The 16,412-nt window shown below is 48.1% G+C and carries 13 protein-coding genes; 2 read left to right on the forward strand and 11 right to left on the reverse strand.

All coding sequences use genetic code 11. The features are described from left to right. Positions 1-19 precede the first annotated feature (19 nt). Positions 20-2,959: a hypothetical protein gene (locus OXH00_19140; protein ID MCY3743138.1), complete on the forward strand. Its 2,940-nt coding sequence runs from the start codon at positions 20-22 to the stop codon at positions 2,957-2,959. Between the two features lie 12 nt (positions 2,960-2,971). Here the strand turns inward: OXH00_19140 and OXH00_19145 are convergent, their stop codons facing one another. The 3 genes from OXH00_19145 to OXH00_19155 all read right to left on the reverse strand — a co-directional run bounded on the left by OXH00_19145 (position 2,972) and on the right by OXH00_19155 (position 4,509). Further along, positions 2,972-3,874: a phytanoyl-CoA dioxygenase family protein gene (locus OXH00_19145; GenBank protein MCY3743139.1), complete on the reverse strand. Its 903-nt coding sequence runs from the start codon at positions 3,872-3,874 to the stop codon at positions 2,972-2,974. Next, positions 3,874-4,068 carry a hypothetical protein gene (locus tag OXH00_19150; GenBank protein ID MCY3743140.1) on the reverse strand — a complete coding sequence of 65 codons (195 nt, stop codon included), beginning with the start codon at positions 4,066-4,068 and terminating at the stop codon, positions 3,874-3,876. The genes OXH00_19145 and OXH00_19150 overlap by 1 nt, the downstream gene beginning before the upstream one ends. 75 nt (positions 4,069-4,143) lie before the next feature. Further along, positions 4,144-4,509, reverse strand: coding sequence for a hypothetical protein (locus OXH00_19155; GenBank protein MCY3743141.1), 366 nt, complete (start codon positions 4,507-4,509; stop codon positions 4,144-4,146). A gap of 326 nt (positions 4,510-4,835) precedes the next feature. On the opposite strand from OXH00_19155, the gene OXH00_19160 reads away from it, so the two are divergent. Further along, positions 4,836-5,708 carry a phytanoyl-CoA dioxygenase family protein gene (locus tag OXH00_19160; protein MCY3743142.1) on the forward strand — a complete coding sequence of 291 codons (873 nt, stop codon included), beginning with the start codon at positions 4,836-4,838 and terminating at the stop codon, positions 5,706-5,708. A gap of 214 nt (positions 5,709-5,922) precedes the next feature. Here the strand turns inward: OXH00_19160 and OXH00_19165 are convergent, their stop codons facing one another. The 8 genes from OXH00_19165 to OXH00_19200 all read right to left on the reverse strand — a co-directional run bounded on the left by OXH00_19165 (position 5,923) and on the right by OXH00_19200 (position 16,373). After that, complete coding sequence (locus OXH00_19165) at positions 5,923-6,456, reverse strand: hypothetical protein (GenBank protein ID MCY3743143.1); 534 nt, start codon at positions 6,454-6,456, stop codon at positions 5,923-5,925. Next, complete coding sequence (locus OXH00_19170) at positions 6,453-7,757, reverse strand: AAA family ATPase (GenBank protein ID MCY3743144.1); 1,305 nt, start codon at positions 7,755-7,757, stop codon at positions 6,453-6,455. The genes OXH00_19165 and OXH00_19170 overlap by 4 nt, the downstream gene beginning before the upstream one ends. A gap of 31 nt (positions 7,758-7,788) precedes the next feature. After that, positions 7,789-8,451, reverse strand: coding sequence for a hypothetical protein (locus OXH00_19175; GenBank protein MCY3743145.1), 663 nt, complete (start codon positions 8,449-8,451; stop codon positions 7,789-7,791). Between the two features lie 46 nt (positions 8,452-8,497). After that, the gene (locus OXH00_19180) at positions 8,498-9,811 is read right to left on the reverse strand and encodes an NCS2 family permease (protein ID MCY3743146.1); all 1,314 of its coding nucleotides are present in this window, start codon (positions 9,809-9,811) and stop codon (positions 8,498-8,500) included. Between the two features lie 36 nt (positions 9,812-9,847). Further along, a complete protein-coding gene (locus tag OXH00_19185) occupies positions 9,848-10,822 on the reverse strand; it encodes a D-glycerate dehydrogenase (protein ID MCY3743147.1) in 975 nt (324 codons plus the stop codon). 20 nt (positions 10,823-10,842) lie between these two features. Then, positions 10,843-12,252: a ribosome biogenesis GTPase Der gene (gene der / locus OXH00_19190; protein ID MCY3743148.1), complete on the reverse strand. Its 1,410-nt coding sequence runs from the start codon at positions 12,250-12,252 to the stop codon at positions 10,843-10,845. 73 nt (positions 12,253-12,325) lie between these two features. Next, positions 12,326-14,638, reverse strand: coding sequence for an AI-2E family transporter (locus OXH00_19195; protein ID MCY3743149.1), 2,313 nt, complete (start codon positions 14,636-14,638; stop codon positions 12,326-12,328). 136 nt (positions 14,639-14,774) lie between these two features. Beyond that, positions 14,775-16,373: a dicarboxylate/amino acid:cation symporter gene (locus tag OXH00_19200; protein MCY3743150.1), complete on the reverse strand. Its 1,599-nt coding sequence runs from the start codon at positions 16,371-16,373 to the stop codon at positions 14,775-14,777. Positions 16,374-16,412: the final 39 nt, after the last annotated feature.

The raw sequence follows: 16,412 nt of genomic DNA on the forward strand, positions 1-16,412 counted from the left end.
CAAAAAAGGATCAGATGTTATGCAAGGACAAAAATTCTTAATTATTTGGCTACTGTGTTTCGGATTACTTAGCGCGGGAGTTGTTGAACTACAGGCACAGGAACAGCAGCCGATGCGCGTCGCACAAACCGATGAGCAAGGGCGTGCAATCCGTTTTGACTTCAACTTTACAAGCCAGGAACTCAAAGGCGTTCTTGAATGGCTTTCACGAGAAACAGACCTCACGATTATCGCCAGTGAAAACGACATTCGCGATAAACAGTTCTCCCTCATTAATCTCAGAAATGTGACCATTGAAGAAGTTGTCGAGCAAATTAAAACTGTCCTGACACAATACGATCTCACCCTCATCCAAACCGATAGCACACTCTTAGTCACAACCTTCACACGCGCTATGAGAACAAAAGGGATCGTCAAAAGCATTACACCTGACCCTAATCTCGTTGATATGACCGATGAGATTCAAACTTATATCATTCGATTGACGAACGTCGTTGCCTCAGAACAGGTGGACCGTCTCAAACCGCTCCTTAATAATCAAGCACATATTTTCGCCGATACTGCAACAAATTCGCTTATTCTAACAGATGTCTCCTCCAATATACGACGCATCGTTAGAATTCTACAAGTCGCTGACGAAGGTGAAAGATTTCCATTAAAGATTCTTATTTACCCGCTCGCTTTTGCGGATGCCAACAGTTTGGCGCAGGCACTCACAAACATTTTTCGGGAAGAGGAGGGGCGCGACGAAAGGCAATCTGATAACGGTAGTGCCCGTATGACTGCAGAAGAGGCGCGAGCCGCAGCAGAACAGATGAAGACTGACGGCACCGGCTACGAAGTTCTTGATGGCACCATTAAGATTATTCCCGAAACCAACTCCAATTCACTCGTCATCAAAGCCTCCGAGGCAAACTTGATTATCCTGCAGGAGATCATCAAGGAACTTGATGTTCCATCCACCGCACAAACGCAGATACGGACCTTCCAACTTAACTATGCATCGGCAGAGGATGTCGCACAAACCCTACAGGAAGTACTCACGGGTGAACGTGGAGGGGACAACCGTAGGATGGATGCTTGGGATCGCGCGAAATTAAGGAACTGGCAACGCGAACAGGGACTTGACCAAGAAGGTATTGTCGGGACCGTCAACGTCGCTCACAATGACCGACTCAATGTCGTTGTCATTTCCTCAGATCCACGGAACTTCTCTATCATTGAGAAGGTTGTCCAAGAACTTGACAAGGAACAGACACAGGAAGAGATTAGGCTCTACTTCCTCAAACATGCGGACGCTGAAACCCTCGTGCCGAGCTTGCAGGACCTCTTTGAAGGGGGTAGTACCGGTCGCGACAGGGAGCGTCCTTGGTGGGAGCGCAGGTACCGGGAACCTTCTGAAGGCGGTGGCGGATTTGGTGTGCAAGGCGAGGTTCACCTTGTTGCTGATGTACGCCTCAACGCTATCCTTATCTCAACCAGTTCACAAAACTTTGAAACAATTGATAGCCTCATAGAGAAACTTGATGTTAGCATGCCGGACCAAGAATGGGGCACCCGTATGTATAGACTCCAATACGCTGATGCTCAAAATATCGCCGCTGTCATCAATAACACCTATCAAGGCAGTTCTGGAAGTAGTAGAGATTTTTTCTTTTATCTTCCTCAAGGCCAACGGAATCAGACACAAGGTTCCTTAGCAGGCAATGTTACTGCTGAACCCTATCCTACACTGAATGCTATCATCATTTCGACTGCTACACAGCGTAACTTTAAACTCATTGAAGAGTTTATCAACTCTATGGATGTCCCTACACCGGAGAACCTAAAAGAAGTCACTGAAGCAATTCGGCTTGAGTATGCAGATGCCGAGACACTTGAGGATGTCCTTGAAGATGTCTGGGAAGGTGAAGATGATGGTGGATTTAGTAGTTTTAGATTCTTTGTTATGAATGCTGGCAGACAACAGCAGCAAGATATTAATTCCTTGCGTGGAAAAGTTACAGTCTTCGCTGAGAGTGATACCAATACCCTAATTATTACTACGCTCCAGCGGTATCTCCCTGATGTCAGGGCACTCATTAAGCAGTTAGATTTCGTACGGGGTCAAGTCTGGATAGATATCCAAATTCTTGAAGTGACACTTGATGAGACCACCAAACTCGGTATTGAACTCACGGCGCAAGAGAACAAACTCTTCGGTGTATCCCCGGTTCCTGGCAACCCGCTTGTCGGTAGTCTTGAAGGTCAACTCGGGCTTGAACAGGAGATCTCTGGGTTTAATCTCGGCTTAGCGACCAAGGAATATATGGCACTCCTCCACACCCTCATGCGTGAAAACAAGGTACAAACCCTTTCAACACCGTCTCTGTTGACACGAGATGCCAGAACCGCCACGTGGAGTAGTGGACGCCGTATCCCATATCTCCAAAGTGTTGATACCACCAGTATTTTGGGAGAGGCTGTCTCACAACCGCTCTTTAACTACGATTTTATCGATCCACCGGTGGGCATCAATATTGATCTCACTCCTTATATCGCTAAATCGAAAGCAGGTGAAGACGGCAAGCGCACCATTGGCTTGGATATTAATAACATCAGTGCCAGCAATTTCATCGAGTTTACTGACTTCAACGCGCCTATCACCGACGACAACTCCATCAGCGTTTATATTGATGTGGAAGACGGGCAGCAGATTGTTGTTGGCGGTATCATCCGTAAGAAGCAAAAACAGGTAGAGAACAAACTTCCGATCTTAGGCGATATTCCGTTGCTCGGTCGACTCTTCAAAAGCACCGAAACTGCTATGGAAGACACTGAGATTGTGATCATCATTACCCCGCACATCGTCGATATTAAAAATCCCGGTGACCTTGAGAAACTCAAGGAGAAGGCTGATAATTGGCAGCGTAACGGGGCCATCGAAATGGAGAAGAAAACAAAGGAAACAGACGAATAAGCATTTGCTTCTCTACTCTAATCCCCACTGTTTTTTCGCTTCTTCAAACGAAATTTTTTGGCTTCCGGTGTGAGAAATCGGGTTTTTGCCGACCCATCGCTCATCGATCGGATGCTCTGCCGGTTGGAAACGAATGTCGCAACTGATACGCCAACGATCTGAAAGGTTCTTGGTGGAGGTGTGCATCGTGTGCATCGTGAAGATGATGACATCCCCCATCTCGAAATCGGCTGTCTGCCACTCACCCCCGTATTTATGGCTGATTTCCATCGGATCGCGTCCGAAGTGTCCGGGAGTCCCGTCTCTATCAACATCTGTTTTGCCGTAGGTGTCCCGAATCGGTGCGAAACTCGGTAGGTTGTGTGAGCCGACCAAGACTGTCAACGTTCCCATCGTTGCAGGCACATCACCGAACGGTACCCAACAGGTGTGCAGCTGCTTTGAGCCTCTCCCCATATAGACGAAATCGAAATGCGGTCCCGACCAGCCGTCGGGACGGACGAACCGGAGCCACTTGTAATCAAATGTGCGGGTATCGCCACCAAAGAAATTTCGGAAAAACTTGAAAAGTTCATCACCCTCCAAAACGGATTGGACATCTGGATGGTGTGTAACAGCGGGTGTGCCCATCGTTCGTCCCGGACTTCCTTCACCTGCGACTGCCTCCATGATGTCGGTGTCGGGTTTGAAAACGTTATCTTTTCCGTTCCCATTGGCGTATTCAAGGATCGCGCGCCGCCCCGCGATCAGTTTTTCTTTATCAATTAAACCGCGAGCGAGTAGATACCCGTCTTCTGCTATCTGTTTGTGCAAGCCTTCTGCTGAGTCAAGCACGGTGTTACAGTCCCGAAGCACACCGAGGTGTGGACCTGGAAAGGCCAGTTCATGGTCTCCTACAAAAACGGTTTGTGCCATTATGTTCCTCCGAGTAGGGGTTGTGCCCCAAGTTGAAAGAGTGCATCGTTTGCTGGTGTCTCAAAAGTGAAAACAGGTTTACCCCACGCTATTACCATCTGCGCGAACTCTAAGGTCTTGCTGTCTTCTGCGGCATGTGCGATACAGATTTTGTCCGCAAGTGCTGCAACGAAAACATTGCGTCGGTTCGCCAATGCTGCTGTTGATCGGTTGTGGCGACTCTCAAAAGTAGAGAAAATTAATAACCGTTCATCGGTTAATGCGTCTCTTCATGCCGGTTTCAGTCGCATCTTTTCGATGCTTCGTGCCGGACATAAGAGAATCGGTTGTACACCGCGTAGTAAGACGCGCAGGCATTCTTTTTCAATTGGCGAGTGATAGCCTCCGATCGTTGGGATCCCTCTTTCTTTGAATGTCTGTGCCAAGTCGTGTGTCTTCAATATAAGTTCACCGGGACACTTGCGAGAGCAGAAGAGCACCCAAAGGTCTCCATTTAAACGGGTGTTTTGTCCCGGTAACAAGTTGATATTCCCGCGCGCCCAGATCGTTTCTGGGGTTTCTGTTTTTAGATATTTTTTTAACCTTTTTGGGTAATTCGTGTCTGTCTGTGTGATGTTTTGAATTGACGGTATCACTTTTGGATCCTAAGTAAAGTACTATCGTTGCCTTGTGAAAGTGTCTAAGCGTTAATAGTATTATTTTAACAAAACTTGTTAATTAGTGCAAGGGTATAACCTGTAGTGAAAAATTGCGATTGACGCAGCAGTCAACGTCTGTTAATATGCTGCTGAAACTCAGTTTTCACGGAACACACTTATAGTAAAATCCGAAAACAAATGAGCACTTGCCCGAAGGTAACCCCCTTATCAGGGCGGAATAAGATCAGAATCGCTTTGACTTGATGTGTTTCAATAATTATAGGCTTTACTATAAATCTGACAAAATATCGGAGGTGTCACTTATGAAGGAATATTTAGAGATTCAGAAACCTGAACTTGGTTATACTTACGAGTTTGAGGTGGATCAACTTGTTCAGATGTCCGAATGCTTGGCGGCACACGGTTTCGCGATTGTTAAAGATGTTCTGCCGCCTGAGTTGGTTGACAGTCTCAAACAGGCGGTCTTTGATGGGACGGATCCAAACAGAGCATTGGAACATGGGCAGAGCCGGACCCGACACGCTTGGGTTGAGTCTGGTCCGGGGGCTTGGCAGCTGCTTGGATATGACCCCTTCATGAAAATCCATCGCCATCTCATCGGGACAGACGAAATGACTGTCCACCGTTCTGCTGCTATCATTCGGATGCCCGGATCCCAGCCTGTTGCATGGCACACGGATTGGTGCGGGTTTTCGACAGACACACCGAAGAACTCGGGCGATGTGTTGAACCGTGGACTGTGGCCCTCAGGCAAATGGTTCTATCTGACGGGTTCTCGTCCGGAACACGGTGGTCTGTGCGTGATTGAGGATTCTCACGTAGAGAACTGGGAGGGACCTGAAGGTTTCAACCTAACTGCCGACAAGCGTTCCTTCTATAAGGAGGGTGAAGAAGAGAAGGCGTACGTCGGTTTTGATATTCCGGGGTTAGTACCGCTGTTCACGAATCCGGGGGATATGATTGTGTTTGCGCATCGGACGTATCACGGTGCATTTCCGAACCAGATTGATGAGATCCGGTTGTCGTGTGCGATCGGTTTTCGGAGTCGATCTCACCACATTGATATTCCATGGGAGATTCCAGACGACGGTAGGCAGTTCTTAGCGGATTTACCGCCGCATTTTCAGCAATATACGCATGGGTATACCAGTATTGATGTGGCTTGGCGTGGGTAATTGTCTGAATGCAGATCGCAAATGTAAAGCAAAGACAAATTTTGCCGCGTGTGGGCAAAATTTGGGCGAGTACGCCGCAAATCGCGGATTATCGCGGATGACGCGAATGACGTGGATTTTTAAGAGTGTTCAGTCGTGCCAACATCTTCTGTAGGAGCAAGTGTTTTTGCTTGGGTGTTTCCCCGCGCTCGCGATACTCATAACAAATACTGCATCAAGCGGAAAGTTGACGATGGGGTTCGGATGGTGCGCCGTTTTGGAGCCAAGTGATAGGTTGTTCTTCTGTTGTCCTATCTGGATTGACCCAGATAATGTTTCGGATTTCGCCGACCTGTTGAGAGGCTTGCTTGAAAAGTTGCCGGACGGTTTCGTCAAGCGAAATAACCGTTTGATCGGTTGCGAGTGCTGCTTGTAGGAGGTGAAAATCTTTTTGTATCGCTTCAATCTCATCTGTGTTGTTTGTTGTAGTTGTGACCTTGGCTTGAAGTTCTTCATCCTCTGGTGGATCAATGCGATTTATTTTCTTGCGTGCATCCATTGATACCCGCCACCGACGGGCAAACCGGGATTGGTGATTTTTCCATTCGTTGTTGATTTTCTCTGTCATCACGATGCGGTGACTTAGCGACAAAACCGCATTTAGAAAATCACGACAATGTTCGGCGCGTGGATGGGTTGCTGTTTCACTACCGGAGGCTCGGGCAACATCAGCATCAATCACCAACTGTTTTGAATCTCTTGCTCTCAAGATGCCTCCTCTTTGCCAAAGTGAAGTCTATCTACGGCATCAAGATAACGGCTCTGTATTGTGAGATCGACATCTGCAAAATCTTCGGGCCACTCTCCATAAGCTCCTGCTTCGTCTAAATCGGCACTGTTAACTTCGGTTACGCCATCTGCACGCCGTGTGAACCAGTGCAGTTTGACCAACTCTGGCGGGAGGTCTCCTTCAGCAACAAGTGTTTGGATCCCCAACAGTAGCAGTGAACTGTGCGTTTCGGCGACGACACGGACCCCGCGCTTCGCAGCGTCTGCCAGCACTTGCGCTAATGCAACTTGTGCGCGTGGATGGAGATGCAGTTCGGGTTGTTCGAGATAAACTAACTGTCCAGGCTCAGCAACAATCAAAGCCACTAAAACGGGCAGAACTTGCGATACCCCTAATCCCACGTCAGCGATATTGACCATATCCGTATGGTCAGTGCTGCCGCGTGGGAGACGACCCACTTGAACTTCAATGCCTACGTCCCCAATTTGTTTGGTGCCAACTTGTCCTGTCAGTCCAAGGATGTGAAGGGCACGAACCACCGTTTTCAGGCGTTCATCTTTTGCCTCCTGCCACTCGTGAATGATACTTGCAACGTAATTTTCAAAGGTGCCGAGGTACCGGGGTCCGGTGCTGATAAGTTTGTAAATACGTTCTGGATTACCGCGTAAGCCGGGGAGGTGGATGCTGTTGAGAATATTGGACTCAAAGTCAGGGGTAATGGTAAAAAACGTATAGCCATCTTTGAATCCAAGAACTAAAAAACATCGGAAACGCTTCACTGTATCAAGATCCTTGGGAATTGAGAGTCCTTCAATTACAGATTTAATTTCCGCAGATGTCATTTCAGGATACAAAGTTAAACACTCAGAAGACAAGGTCTGGTTGTTTCTTACTTTCTCTTCTGCTGTCATTTCGATAAGTTCAATCCTATTTTCCCCTTTTCTGTAAGTTGTCGCCACCGAGCGAGAAAAATCATGCACGTGAGTTTCAATCCGAAGCTGGAAACGGTCAGTACCTTTTTCACCAATTACCGTGGACAAAAATTGCGCTGTTTCAGTAAATTGTACATTAGGCCCATCAATTAACAGCGGTCCTGGATCATAGGGTGCCTCCAGTGTCTGTTTTAGCAGCAATAGCGGTTGCATGATGCTGGATTTCCCAGAACTGTTCGCGCCGGCAAGGATTGTCAGTGGACGGATGTCTATTTCACACTCCTCCGCTATCGACTTGAAACCCTTCACAGTTATCTTGGTGATGCCTTTTATCGTTTGTTCCGACATGTAGAACCTGCTCCTTGTAATAATCGCTTACTTAATCGTTCACTTTTCGTACGTACTTGGTTCCCCGTCCCTTACCTATCACATCTAATAAACTTTTACCCACCATATCCCTAAGTTCCTCATAGGCAGTTGTATTTGAAACACGATTAATCTGAACGTATTCCTTCCTCGTGATTTGCCCGTATCTTTGCACATGAAACAAGGCATTCCTTTGACGCTCGTTCAACTGCTCTGAAATGTCGTCAATTTCAACATAAGTGCTCTCTTGAATCGGGGAATCAAAGATGATTTTGGTTTCAAGGGGGTGAAACTCATAACGCGGTGCTTTGTTTCCCCACTCCTCACATAATCTGCGCATCATCCTGATACCAGCACCGTACCGTTCAATGAAACCGACATCAAACATGAATTGACTCAAAGTAGGGTTTACCGGTTTGTGAGTCGGTTCGTTTGGACTAACGCCTTCTGGAAAAGTGCCGGGACTAATAACCTCAAAACGGTTATCAAATATAAAAACTCGGACATCCACAGTTTCTTGATAGCTGCGGTGAATCAAGGCGTTGATAATCGCCTCTCGCAGTGCCTTCAGCGGATACTCAAACTTATCGTCTCGTTGGAAACTCTTTGAGGTCCGAAAACTGAGTTTTCTAATGCCAGACAATTCGTTTATAGTAAGACTATAATCACCCAACACCGGCAGGATTTGGAACCCCGCCGGTGATGGATGGTGATTGTGACTTCTACAGACCGCCGATGTAGCAGGCGATGAAGAAGAGTGCGAAGTAGTAGATGATCGGATGGATCTCTTTGCTACGTCCGGTTACTAATTTGAGGAACGCTAACGAGATAACCCCGAAACCGATGCCGTCTGTAATGCTGAAGGAGAGCGGCATCATGATCATCGTGAGGAACGCCGGGATCGATTCTGTGATGTCTTCCCAATCGATCTGGATGATGTTTCTGAGCATCAACCCACCGACGACGATAAGTGCTGGCCCAATAATCGGATTGATGGGATAGCCGCCGCCGATAATCTTAATGAGCGGGATGAAAAGGAGCGAACCCAACATGAAAATCCCAGTGAAGACAGCGGTAAGTCCTGTGCGTCCGCCTTCAGCGATCCCGGTTGCACTTTCGATGTAGCATGTCACGGTGGAAGTGCCGAGGCAAGCACCACCAGCGGTACTGGCTGCGTCTACCATAAGTGCGCGTCGCGCTTTAGCGAGTTTTCCGGCTTCCATGAGTTCCGCTCTATAGCCGATAGCCGTGAGTGTGCCGATGCTATCAAACATGTCGATGGCAAAGAACACAAAGATGACCGGAATGAGGTCCAGTTTGGCGAAGATGTTCGGGAACTGTAATTTAAAGAGCGTTGGCGTTGGATCCGGTGGAAGGGCGGCGATGCCCCCGTAGTTAACGAATCCGAAGATCAGGTTAGCCCCCGTTGTGATAAGGATACCAATCAGAATCGCGCCCCGTACTTTACGTGCCATGAGTGCGAGTATGACCGCGATGCCGAAGAGTGCGAGGAGGATATGTTTAGAGTCGAGATCTCCTCGCGTTATAAACGTGGCGGGATCTTTTGTAATGATTCCACTCATCTGTAGCCCGATAAAGGCAATGAACAGTCCGATTCCAATGGCAATCGCGTTTTGGAGCGAGGCCGGAAGCGCGTTCATGACGGCTTCTCGTATTCCTACAAATGAAAGGATAAGGAACAGCATACCTGCTATGAAAACGATGCCTAATCCTTCCTGCCAAGATAGACCTAAACCGCTGTTGCTACACACTTCAAAGGCAAAATAGGCGTTAAGCCCCATCCCGGGTGCTAATACGACGGGATAGTTCGTAAGAAACGCCATAAGGAATGTTGCGATTGCACTGGATACGCAGGTCGCCACCATGACAGCCCCAGGGTTCATCCCAGCAGCTGAAAGAAAATTGGGTTGCACGAAAATAATATAGGAAATCGTCATGAAATTCGTGAAACCTGCGACCAGTTCGCGTCTCACCGAAGTGTTGTGGTTTTTTAACTCAAATAGCTTTTCTAGCATCTTTCCTCCTTGTTTCAGTTAGTTTAGTGTAGGCAGTTATGGAAAGTTTGGCTGGAGCACGCCGTAAGGCAATTGTTCCCCCTTTAACCCTGCGAGCAAATTCTCCATCGCCATTGTTGCCATTTTCATCCGTGTTTGGACAGTCGCACTGCCGAGATGCGGTGCAATGATAACATTGTCTAAACTGAGGAGTGGGTGATCGGTATTGATCGGTTCCGGTTCGGTTACGTCAACGGCAGCACCGGCAATTTGCCCTTGCTTGAGCGCGTCGTATAAGGCGTAGTGGTCAACGACGGGACCTCTGGCGATGTTGACTAAAATAGCAGTGTCTTTCATTGACGCAAGTTCTGCTTTGCCGATAAGATGTGTTGTCTCGTCGGTCAGTGGCACGTGAAGCGACACGAAATCGGAGGCTTGCAGAAGTTCTTCAAATGCTACGTATTCTACGCCGAGTTCCTCTTCCCAATCGGGTCGGCGTTCGCGTTTGTAGTAAAGCACGCGCATATCAAACGCTTTTGCGCGCTTGGCAACAGCGTAGCCAATTCTACCCATACCAACGATCCCTAACGTTGCGTGATGCACATCGGTACCCCAGAGGATATTCGGATCGTAATATTTCCACTGCTTGGACACTTGGACGTGATTATACGCCGGGACAATGTTTCGTGCGGTGGCGAGCAGGAGTGCCATCGTCATGTCAGCGGTGGTATCACTGAGGACACCGGGTGTGTGTCCAACTGCGATGCCGCGTTCTCTGCAAGCCCCAACATGGACATGATCATAACCGACCCCGACGACGGAGATCGCTTTGAGGTTCGGTGCAGTCGCGATCATCTCTGGAGAGACGGGTTCGTGTCCATAAGTCATTAACCCGTCAAGCGGCGGAATTTTTTCGGCGATAGGCGGTAAGATAGCACTCGTATGCCACATATCAACTTCGCATTCTTCCGCGATTTTCGCACGAATTTCTTCCGGGATAGGTCGGGTGATAAAAACTTTAAATCCTGACAAAGCGTTCCTCCTTTTGTGGGTTATGATCTACGATAAAAAATACGTATCGGTGTGCCGTGGAATCCGAATTCTCTGCGAATATTGTTGACGAGGTATGCTTCATACGGTTGACCGACCCGGTTTACGTTTCGTCCGAAGATAAGAAACGTCGGTGGTTTCGTCTCAACTTGCGTAATGTATTTCAGCGCGGGACGTACACCTTTGACACGTGGTGGCGGATGCGCGTTGCGTAATTCCAGCAGTAATTCGTTAAGCGCGGGTGTCGGGATATGCGTGCAATACTCTCGATGAACTTCTAAGGCTGTCGTTAGTATTTGGGTAACGCGTTGCCCCGTGGCAGCAGAGACGAAGACACGTGGCACATAATCGAGTTGCGGGAGTTGGATGTCAAGTTTATCCATAAACGCCGGGTGTGTTGCGTTATCCTTTTCAATCAGGTCCCATTTATTCATGACTAAAACAGAGGCTTTGCCTTGTCGTTCAATGAACTTGGCGATAGCCTTATCTTGTTGTGCTGCCTCTTGGGTTACATCCAGTACGAGAACAGCAATATCGCTTTGGCGGATACTATGTATGGCGCGTTTGACAGTTGCGGATTCGAGTTCGTCGTTGATCGCCGATTTGCGGCGCATTCCGGCTGTGTCAACGATTTCAAAGGGGATATTGTCGTGAACGATTTGGATATTCACAGCGTCGCGCGTCGTGCCGGGTCGGTCATCAACGATCATTCGCTCTTCACCGAGTAGGTTGTTGATAAGTGAGGATTTTCCGACGTTGGGTCTGCCGACAATCGCGATTTTTATGGTGCTGGATGTATCGTATAGTGTCTCGTCGGTTTCCGGTAGGCTGTCTACGACAAGGTCAAGGAGTTCTCGAATCCCATCGTTTTGAACGCACGATGTCCATATCGGTTCTGGGAATCCGAGTGCGTAGAACTCTGCGGCTTCATTACGGAACCGTTCGGTATCTACCTTGTTGACGACGAGGAAGATGGGTTTATCGGTTGCCCTGAGTTTATCGGCGACGGTTCTATCGTGTGGCATGATACCGGTTCGAGCGTCAACAACGAACAGTATAAGGCTTGCTTCATCCAAAGCGGCATCTACTTGCGATTGGACGTTATCGATAAGCCGATCGTCCGGATCAATGTCTAATCCGCCGGTATCAACGATGGTAAAAGCGCGGTCTTCCCATTCAACATCTGCGTAATTCCTGTCGCGCGTTACACCCGGTGTATCATGGACGACAGCGAATTTACGAGGCATTCTCGTTTTTTTTATGTTGCGCGGTTTGTCGCTCGTTTCAGTTTCGGCATCGTCGTATGTGTAAGGCAGCGTTATGGGTGCCGATGCAGTGATTCTATTGAAGAGCGATGATTTCCCGACGTTGGGTCTGCCGACAATCGCAACAATGGGGCATCTGGTTTCCATTTTTTGTATTTCCTTGCGGATAAGTTCCACTGTTGGTTACTTGACAATTTTCGCGTTACCAGCGAAACCACAATTAGGTTGGCTTTCCAAGCGTCGTTTTGTCACCGGAAACGGCAATAACCGATTTTATCACAACAATGGTAGGAATTGCAAGCAATACTCCCCAAAAACCGAGTACGGCTGCACCGACAATAACGGCGAACATAATCAGCAACGGGTCTACATCAATGGCATCGCTCATGATTTTTGGGGAGATGAGCGAATTGTCAATTGCCTGAATACCGAGGATGGCACCCAACACAAATGCGCAGCGAACGAGGAAATCAATCTCCCCGAAATCTCCGGCTGCCAACCCCATGAGCATGGCTACAAACGCGAAAGCACCACCGATAAAGGGTCCGAAGGTCGGTATAGCATTACAGATACCGGCAAGTATACCGATAACTAAAGCGAAGGGAACACCTATGACACTGTAAGCAATGGAGGAAATTATCGAGACGATTGCGATGACTGTGACAAGTCCTCTTAGAAACTCTTGTAAATTCTTGTCAATTTCACGCAGATATGCTTTGGCAGCGTCCCGATGCGTTTCAGGCACGAGCGTGAGGAAACTCCTGAAATAATTATCAAACGATTGGTTGGCGTACACAAACACGATGAGTGCGAGGGACAGAGTCGCTAAAAAACCGCCAAAGCCAAAAGCGATTGAACTTGTGAACTGAAATATTTCTCTGACAGCCTCGCCGCCGGTTTGTGCAATTGTCGGTATTCGTTCCGTCAAATACGATTTTGCCTGTTCAACGATAGGTTGGTCCTCATAGGCGTGGCTAATGCCTTCCCTGTATGTCGTAAACGTTCGCCATCTGGCGGTGGAAGTAGTGCGATGCCAGATAGCAGTGCTGTTACCAACGTATACCCCAGAAGGTGCAGAGGCTAACAGTGGGGTTGCTGGTGCCCCAGAAATTACAGGTGTCCTTTCCGTTTTTAGCCAGTCATGACGATTCCATCCATGGAGTCCATCCGGAGTGTTCGCATATAATTCGATTGCGCTGTCATTTGTGTCACCTGTTGTATCATCGCCACCTGCCAGAGCATAAACTTCCTTTTTTATTTCAGTGAGTTTTTCCCATCCGAGGGAAGAACCTTTTAGGTGCCAATGCACTATCGTGATTATAGATGAGGTGTTCGTCTGTCGTGAAGTGGTTTCCGCTTCGGTTTTCTTCGATGTAGGTGTGGTGTCTGTCTGCTCTGACTGCTCTGAAGGTACCGCATCAACTTCCGCTGCTGTAGTTTGGATTTCTTCCTGTTCTAAGGGAATTTCCGCGTCCATCTGCCTTGTACTGGCGACGTAGGTTACGCGATCACCATTGGTATCTGTAGTAGAGATGATACTCACAACAGACCTGCCGCTATAAATGTTAGGCGCGACCGGGTTCCATGTTTCGCCTGCGTCGTTACTTGCGTAAAGTCCTTTCTGTGTTCCGACGTAAATCTGTGTATCATCCCAGTGTGGAACGTTGATGGCTTGGATAGACAGTGTATCAAAAGGGGTGTCTTCCACTTTATGCCATACCTGTGTTGAACTTGCGTCGTTTTCGTCAGCAGGTGGTGTTTTATAGTAGCGATATAACCCACTTTGCGTGCCAGCGTAGATAATGTTTTCACTCGCTGTAAGTACTTGTATCGGTTTACCGAGGAGCCCACCGTTGGTGATACCGATAGGGGAAAGTTTCCCTTCAGTGTTTGGTCGCATTTCATAGATCCCGTGGTTCGTGCCGAGATAAAACGTTTCTGTGGGCGGGGATTTCTCGTTGTTTTCGGTAACTTCGTCTTCATCAGCACGCGAATTAACACTGATAGCGACTGCTGTAAAGGTTTCACCGATAGCGTGCGGCAGAACAGTTTCATGGTAAAACTTCAGTAACCCAACTCCCATCTGGCTGGCTTGTCTACTCACCTGTTTGCCGGTATAGAAAAGCACGCCGCCACAGACGAGCACAATCACAGTGGTTGCGATGCCGCGTTGGTATTGCTTTTTGAATGGGAGCGCGTTCCAGAGGAACCTGAAGACGTAAGCGAAACCGAACCCCAAAATGAAAGGCATCAGGACACCCAACAAGCGTATAAAAACCCAGACGCTTATCATTATGATTTCCAGTATAACGATGCTTCTTATATCGATCCAACGATAGATACGCGTGAGCAACACAATCAGCAATATCGGGACTACCGGATGTAGTAGCATCGTTCGACTGCCGTTGGAACTGTTGCCTTTGTAATAAGCGAAAGCGATCCATACAGCAGCGAGTACGACGCTGATGATTGCGAGAATTGTTGCACCGTTGAGTACCGGTTTTTGTGGGTTCGGTTCGTTTTGTGTGTTCATTGTGTTATAGTTATCGGTTATCAGTTTTCAGCTATCAGTCGTCAGTTAAGAGGGATATCTGATTTATCCAAGTCTTCTCTTAACTGAAAACTGAAAGGTTTTTTGAAAAAAAACCGAACCGATAACTGAAAACTAATTACGATGTTGCTGGCACTTCGGTTGCATTTCCGTCTCTGGATTCATACGCCTCGATTACGCCTGCGCCGATGCTGTCGCCCCAGACGTTAACTGTGGTACGGAACCGGTCGAGTAGCCAATCAATAGAGAGAATAAGTGTTATACCCTCAACTGGAAGATCTACGGCTCTCAGTACAATAACCATTGTGACGAGGCCCGCTTCTGGGATTCCTGCAGCACCGATGGCTGCCAATGTCGCGGTCAGCACGACGACCACCTGTTGTGCTGGATCCATGGAGATCGCATAGACTTGGGCGATAAACATGACAGCGACGGCTTCATAAAGCGCAGTGCCATCCATATTAATGGTTGCTCCCAACGGAAGCACAAAACTGGAAGTCCGGCTGGAGACACCGTTCTGATTCTCGACCCCTTCCATCGTTAGCGGGAGGGTTGCGCTGGAACTTGCTGTCGAAAAGGCGTTGAGTAAAGCGGTTGCCATGCCTCTGAAGTAGTTCAGCGGATTTCTGCGTGCAAGCAACAGAAGCAGGATTGGTAAAGCAATAGCACCGTGTACGCCGAGCCCTAAGACGACTGTCGCACTGTACTTGCCCACGGCGACGAGTTCGGGCCAGAAACCCGCAAATCCTTTTGCCTCGCCAATCCTGCCTGCGATTAAACCGAAGATACCGAGCGGTGCGACATACATGATCCAGTGAACGAGTTTCATCACCGCCTCATTTAGCCCCGAAATCACAGCGACGACCGGTTTGCCAATATCACCCAACATGGATAAAGCGGCACCAATGAGAAGCGAGAAAAAGATTAAAGGCAAAATGTCGGTATGCACCATCGCTTTGAAGACGTTTGACGGGATCATCCCCTCTTTACCTGTCTCTTCGTTGCCGAGGAATACCTCTTTGATGGTGCTGCCCATCGTCTTTTCCATTTTGCCGGACACGCTTGTGGCAATCGGTAGGTTGATGTTAACGCCTGCACCTGTGTTTTGGGGTTCTATCGTCTCAAGACGACCCTCAATGAATAATAGGCGTTCACCGGTGTCTGTTGTGACGTAACGCGCATCCTCCGATAACGGTTGCCACGACTCCACTGTGGCTGTTGTCCCGGAAATTGATTTCACTTCGCCACGTAGGTTTTGATCGGCGAGCGTGATGACGTATTTATTGTTATATGTCCGATTGAATTCGCCGCTCATCTCAACAGTGAGCATCTCGGTGCCAGACAATGTGTAACTCAGATCAGGACGTTCTTCACCTTGTGATAGCCCTTTTCCCGGCGAGATGATGTTCACAAGAATCATCCCGATAATAACGGAGATGGCGGTTGTTGCCATATAATACAGGACGGTTCGTCCGCCGATGGAACCGATGTTGCGGATGTCGCCTAAATTGGTTATCCCAACGATCATAGACAGGACAACAAGCGGGACGACGATCATCTTCAAGAGGTTTAAGAATACTTCACCGAGTATCGTTGTGTGGACTGCGAAGTCTGGTGCGTAACCACCGATAATTGCACCGGCAACAATCGCAATGATAATTCCGTAAAGCAGCCCGAGGCTAACTTTCGGTTTCTGTTCGTTTTCATTTTCATTCATAGGTTGACTCCTGTTTTAGTTGTCAGTTATCAGTACGGT

Source organism: Candidatus Poribacteria bacterium (assembly GCA_026706025.1).
Taxonomy (GTDB): Bacteria; Poribacteria; WGA-4E; order WGA-4E; family WGA-3G; genus WGA-3G.

Excerpts from the sequence above, each read along its gene's own strand:
- OXH00_19145 (MCY3743139.1), bottom strand. The coding sequence starts at position 3,874 with ATGGCACAAACCGTTTTTGTAGGAGACCATGAACTGGCCTTTCCAGGT.
- OXH00_19160 (MCY3743142.1), top strand. The coding sequence starts at position 4,836 with ATGAAGGAATATTTAGAGATTCAGAAACCTGAACTTGGTTATACTTAC.
- OXH00_19170 (MCY3743144.1), bottom strand. The coding sequence starts at position 7,757 with ATGTCGGAACAAACGATAAAAGGCATCACCAAGATAACTGTGAAGGGT.
- der (MCY3743148.1), bottom strand. The coding sequence starts at position 12,252 with ATGGAAACCAGATGCCCCATTGTTGCGATTGTCGGCAGACCCAACGTC.
- OXH00_19195 (MCY3743149.1), bottom strand. The coding sequence starts at position 14,638 with ATGAACACACAAAACGAACCGAACCCACAAAAACCGGTACTCAACGGT.
- OXH00_19180 (MCY3743146.1), bottom strand. The coding sequence starts at position 9,811 with ATGCTAGAAAAGCTATTTGAGTTAAAAAACCACAACACTTCGGTGAGA.
- OXH00_19140 (MCY3743138.1), top strand. The coding sequence starts at position 20 with ATGCAAGGACAAAAATTCTTAATTATTTGGCTACTGTGTTTCGGATTA.
- OXH00_19200 (MCY3743150.1), bottom strand. The coding sequence starts at position 16,373 with ATGAATGAAAATGAAAACGAACAGAAACCGAAAGTTAGCCTCGGGCTG.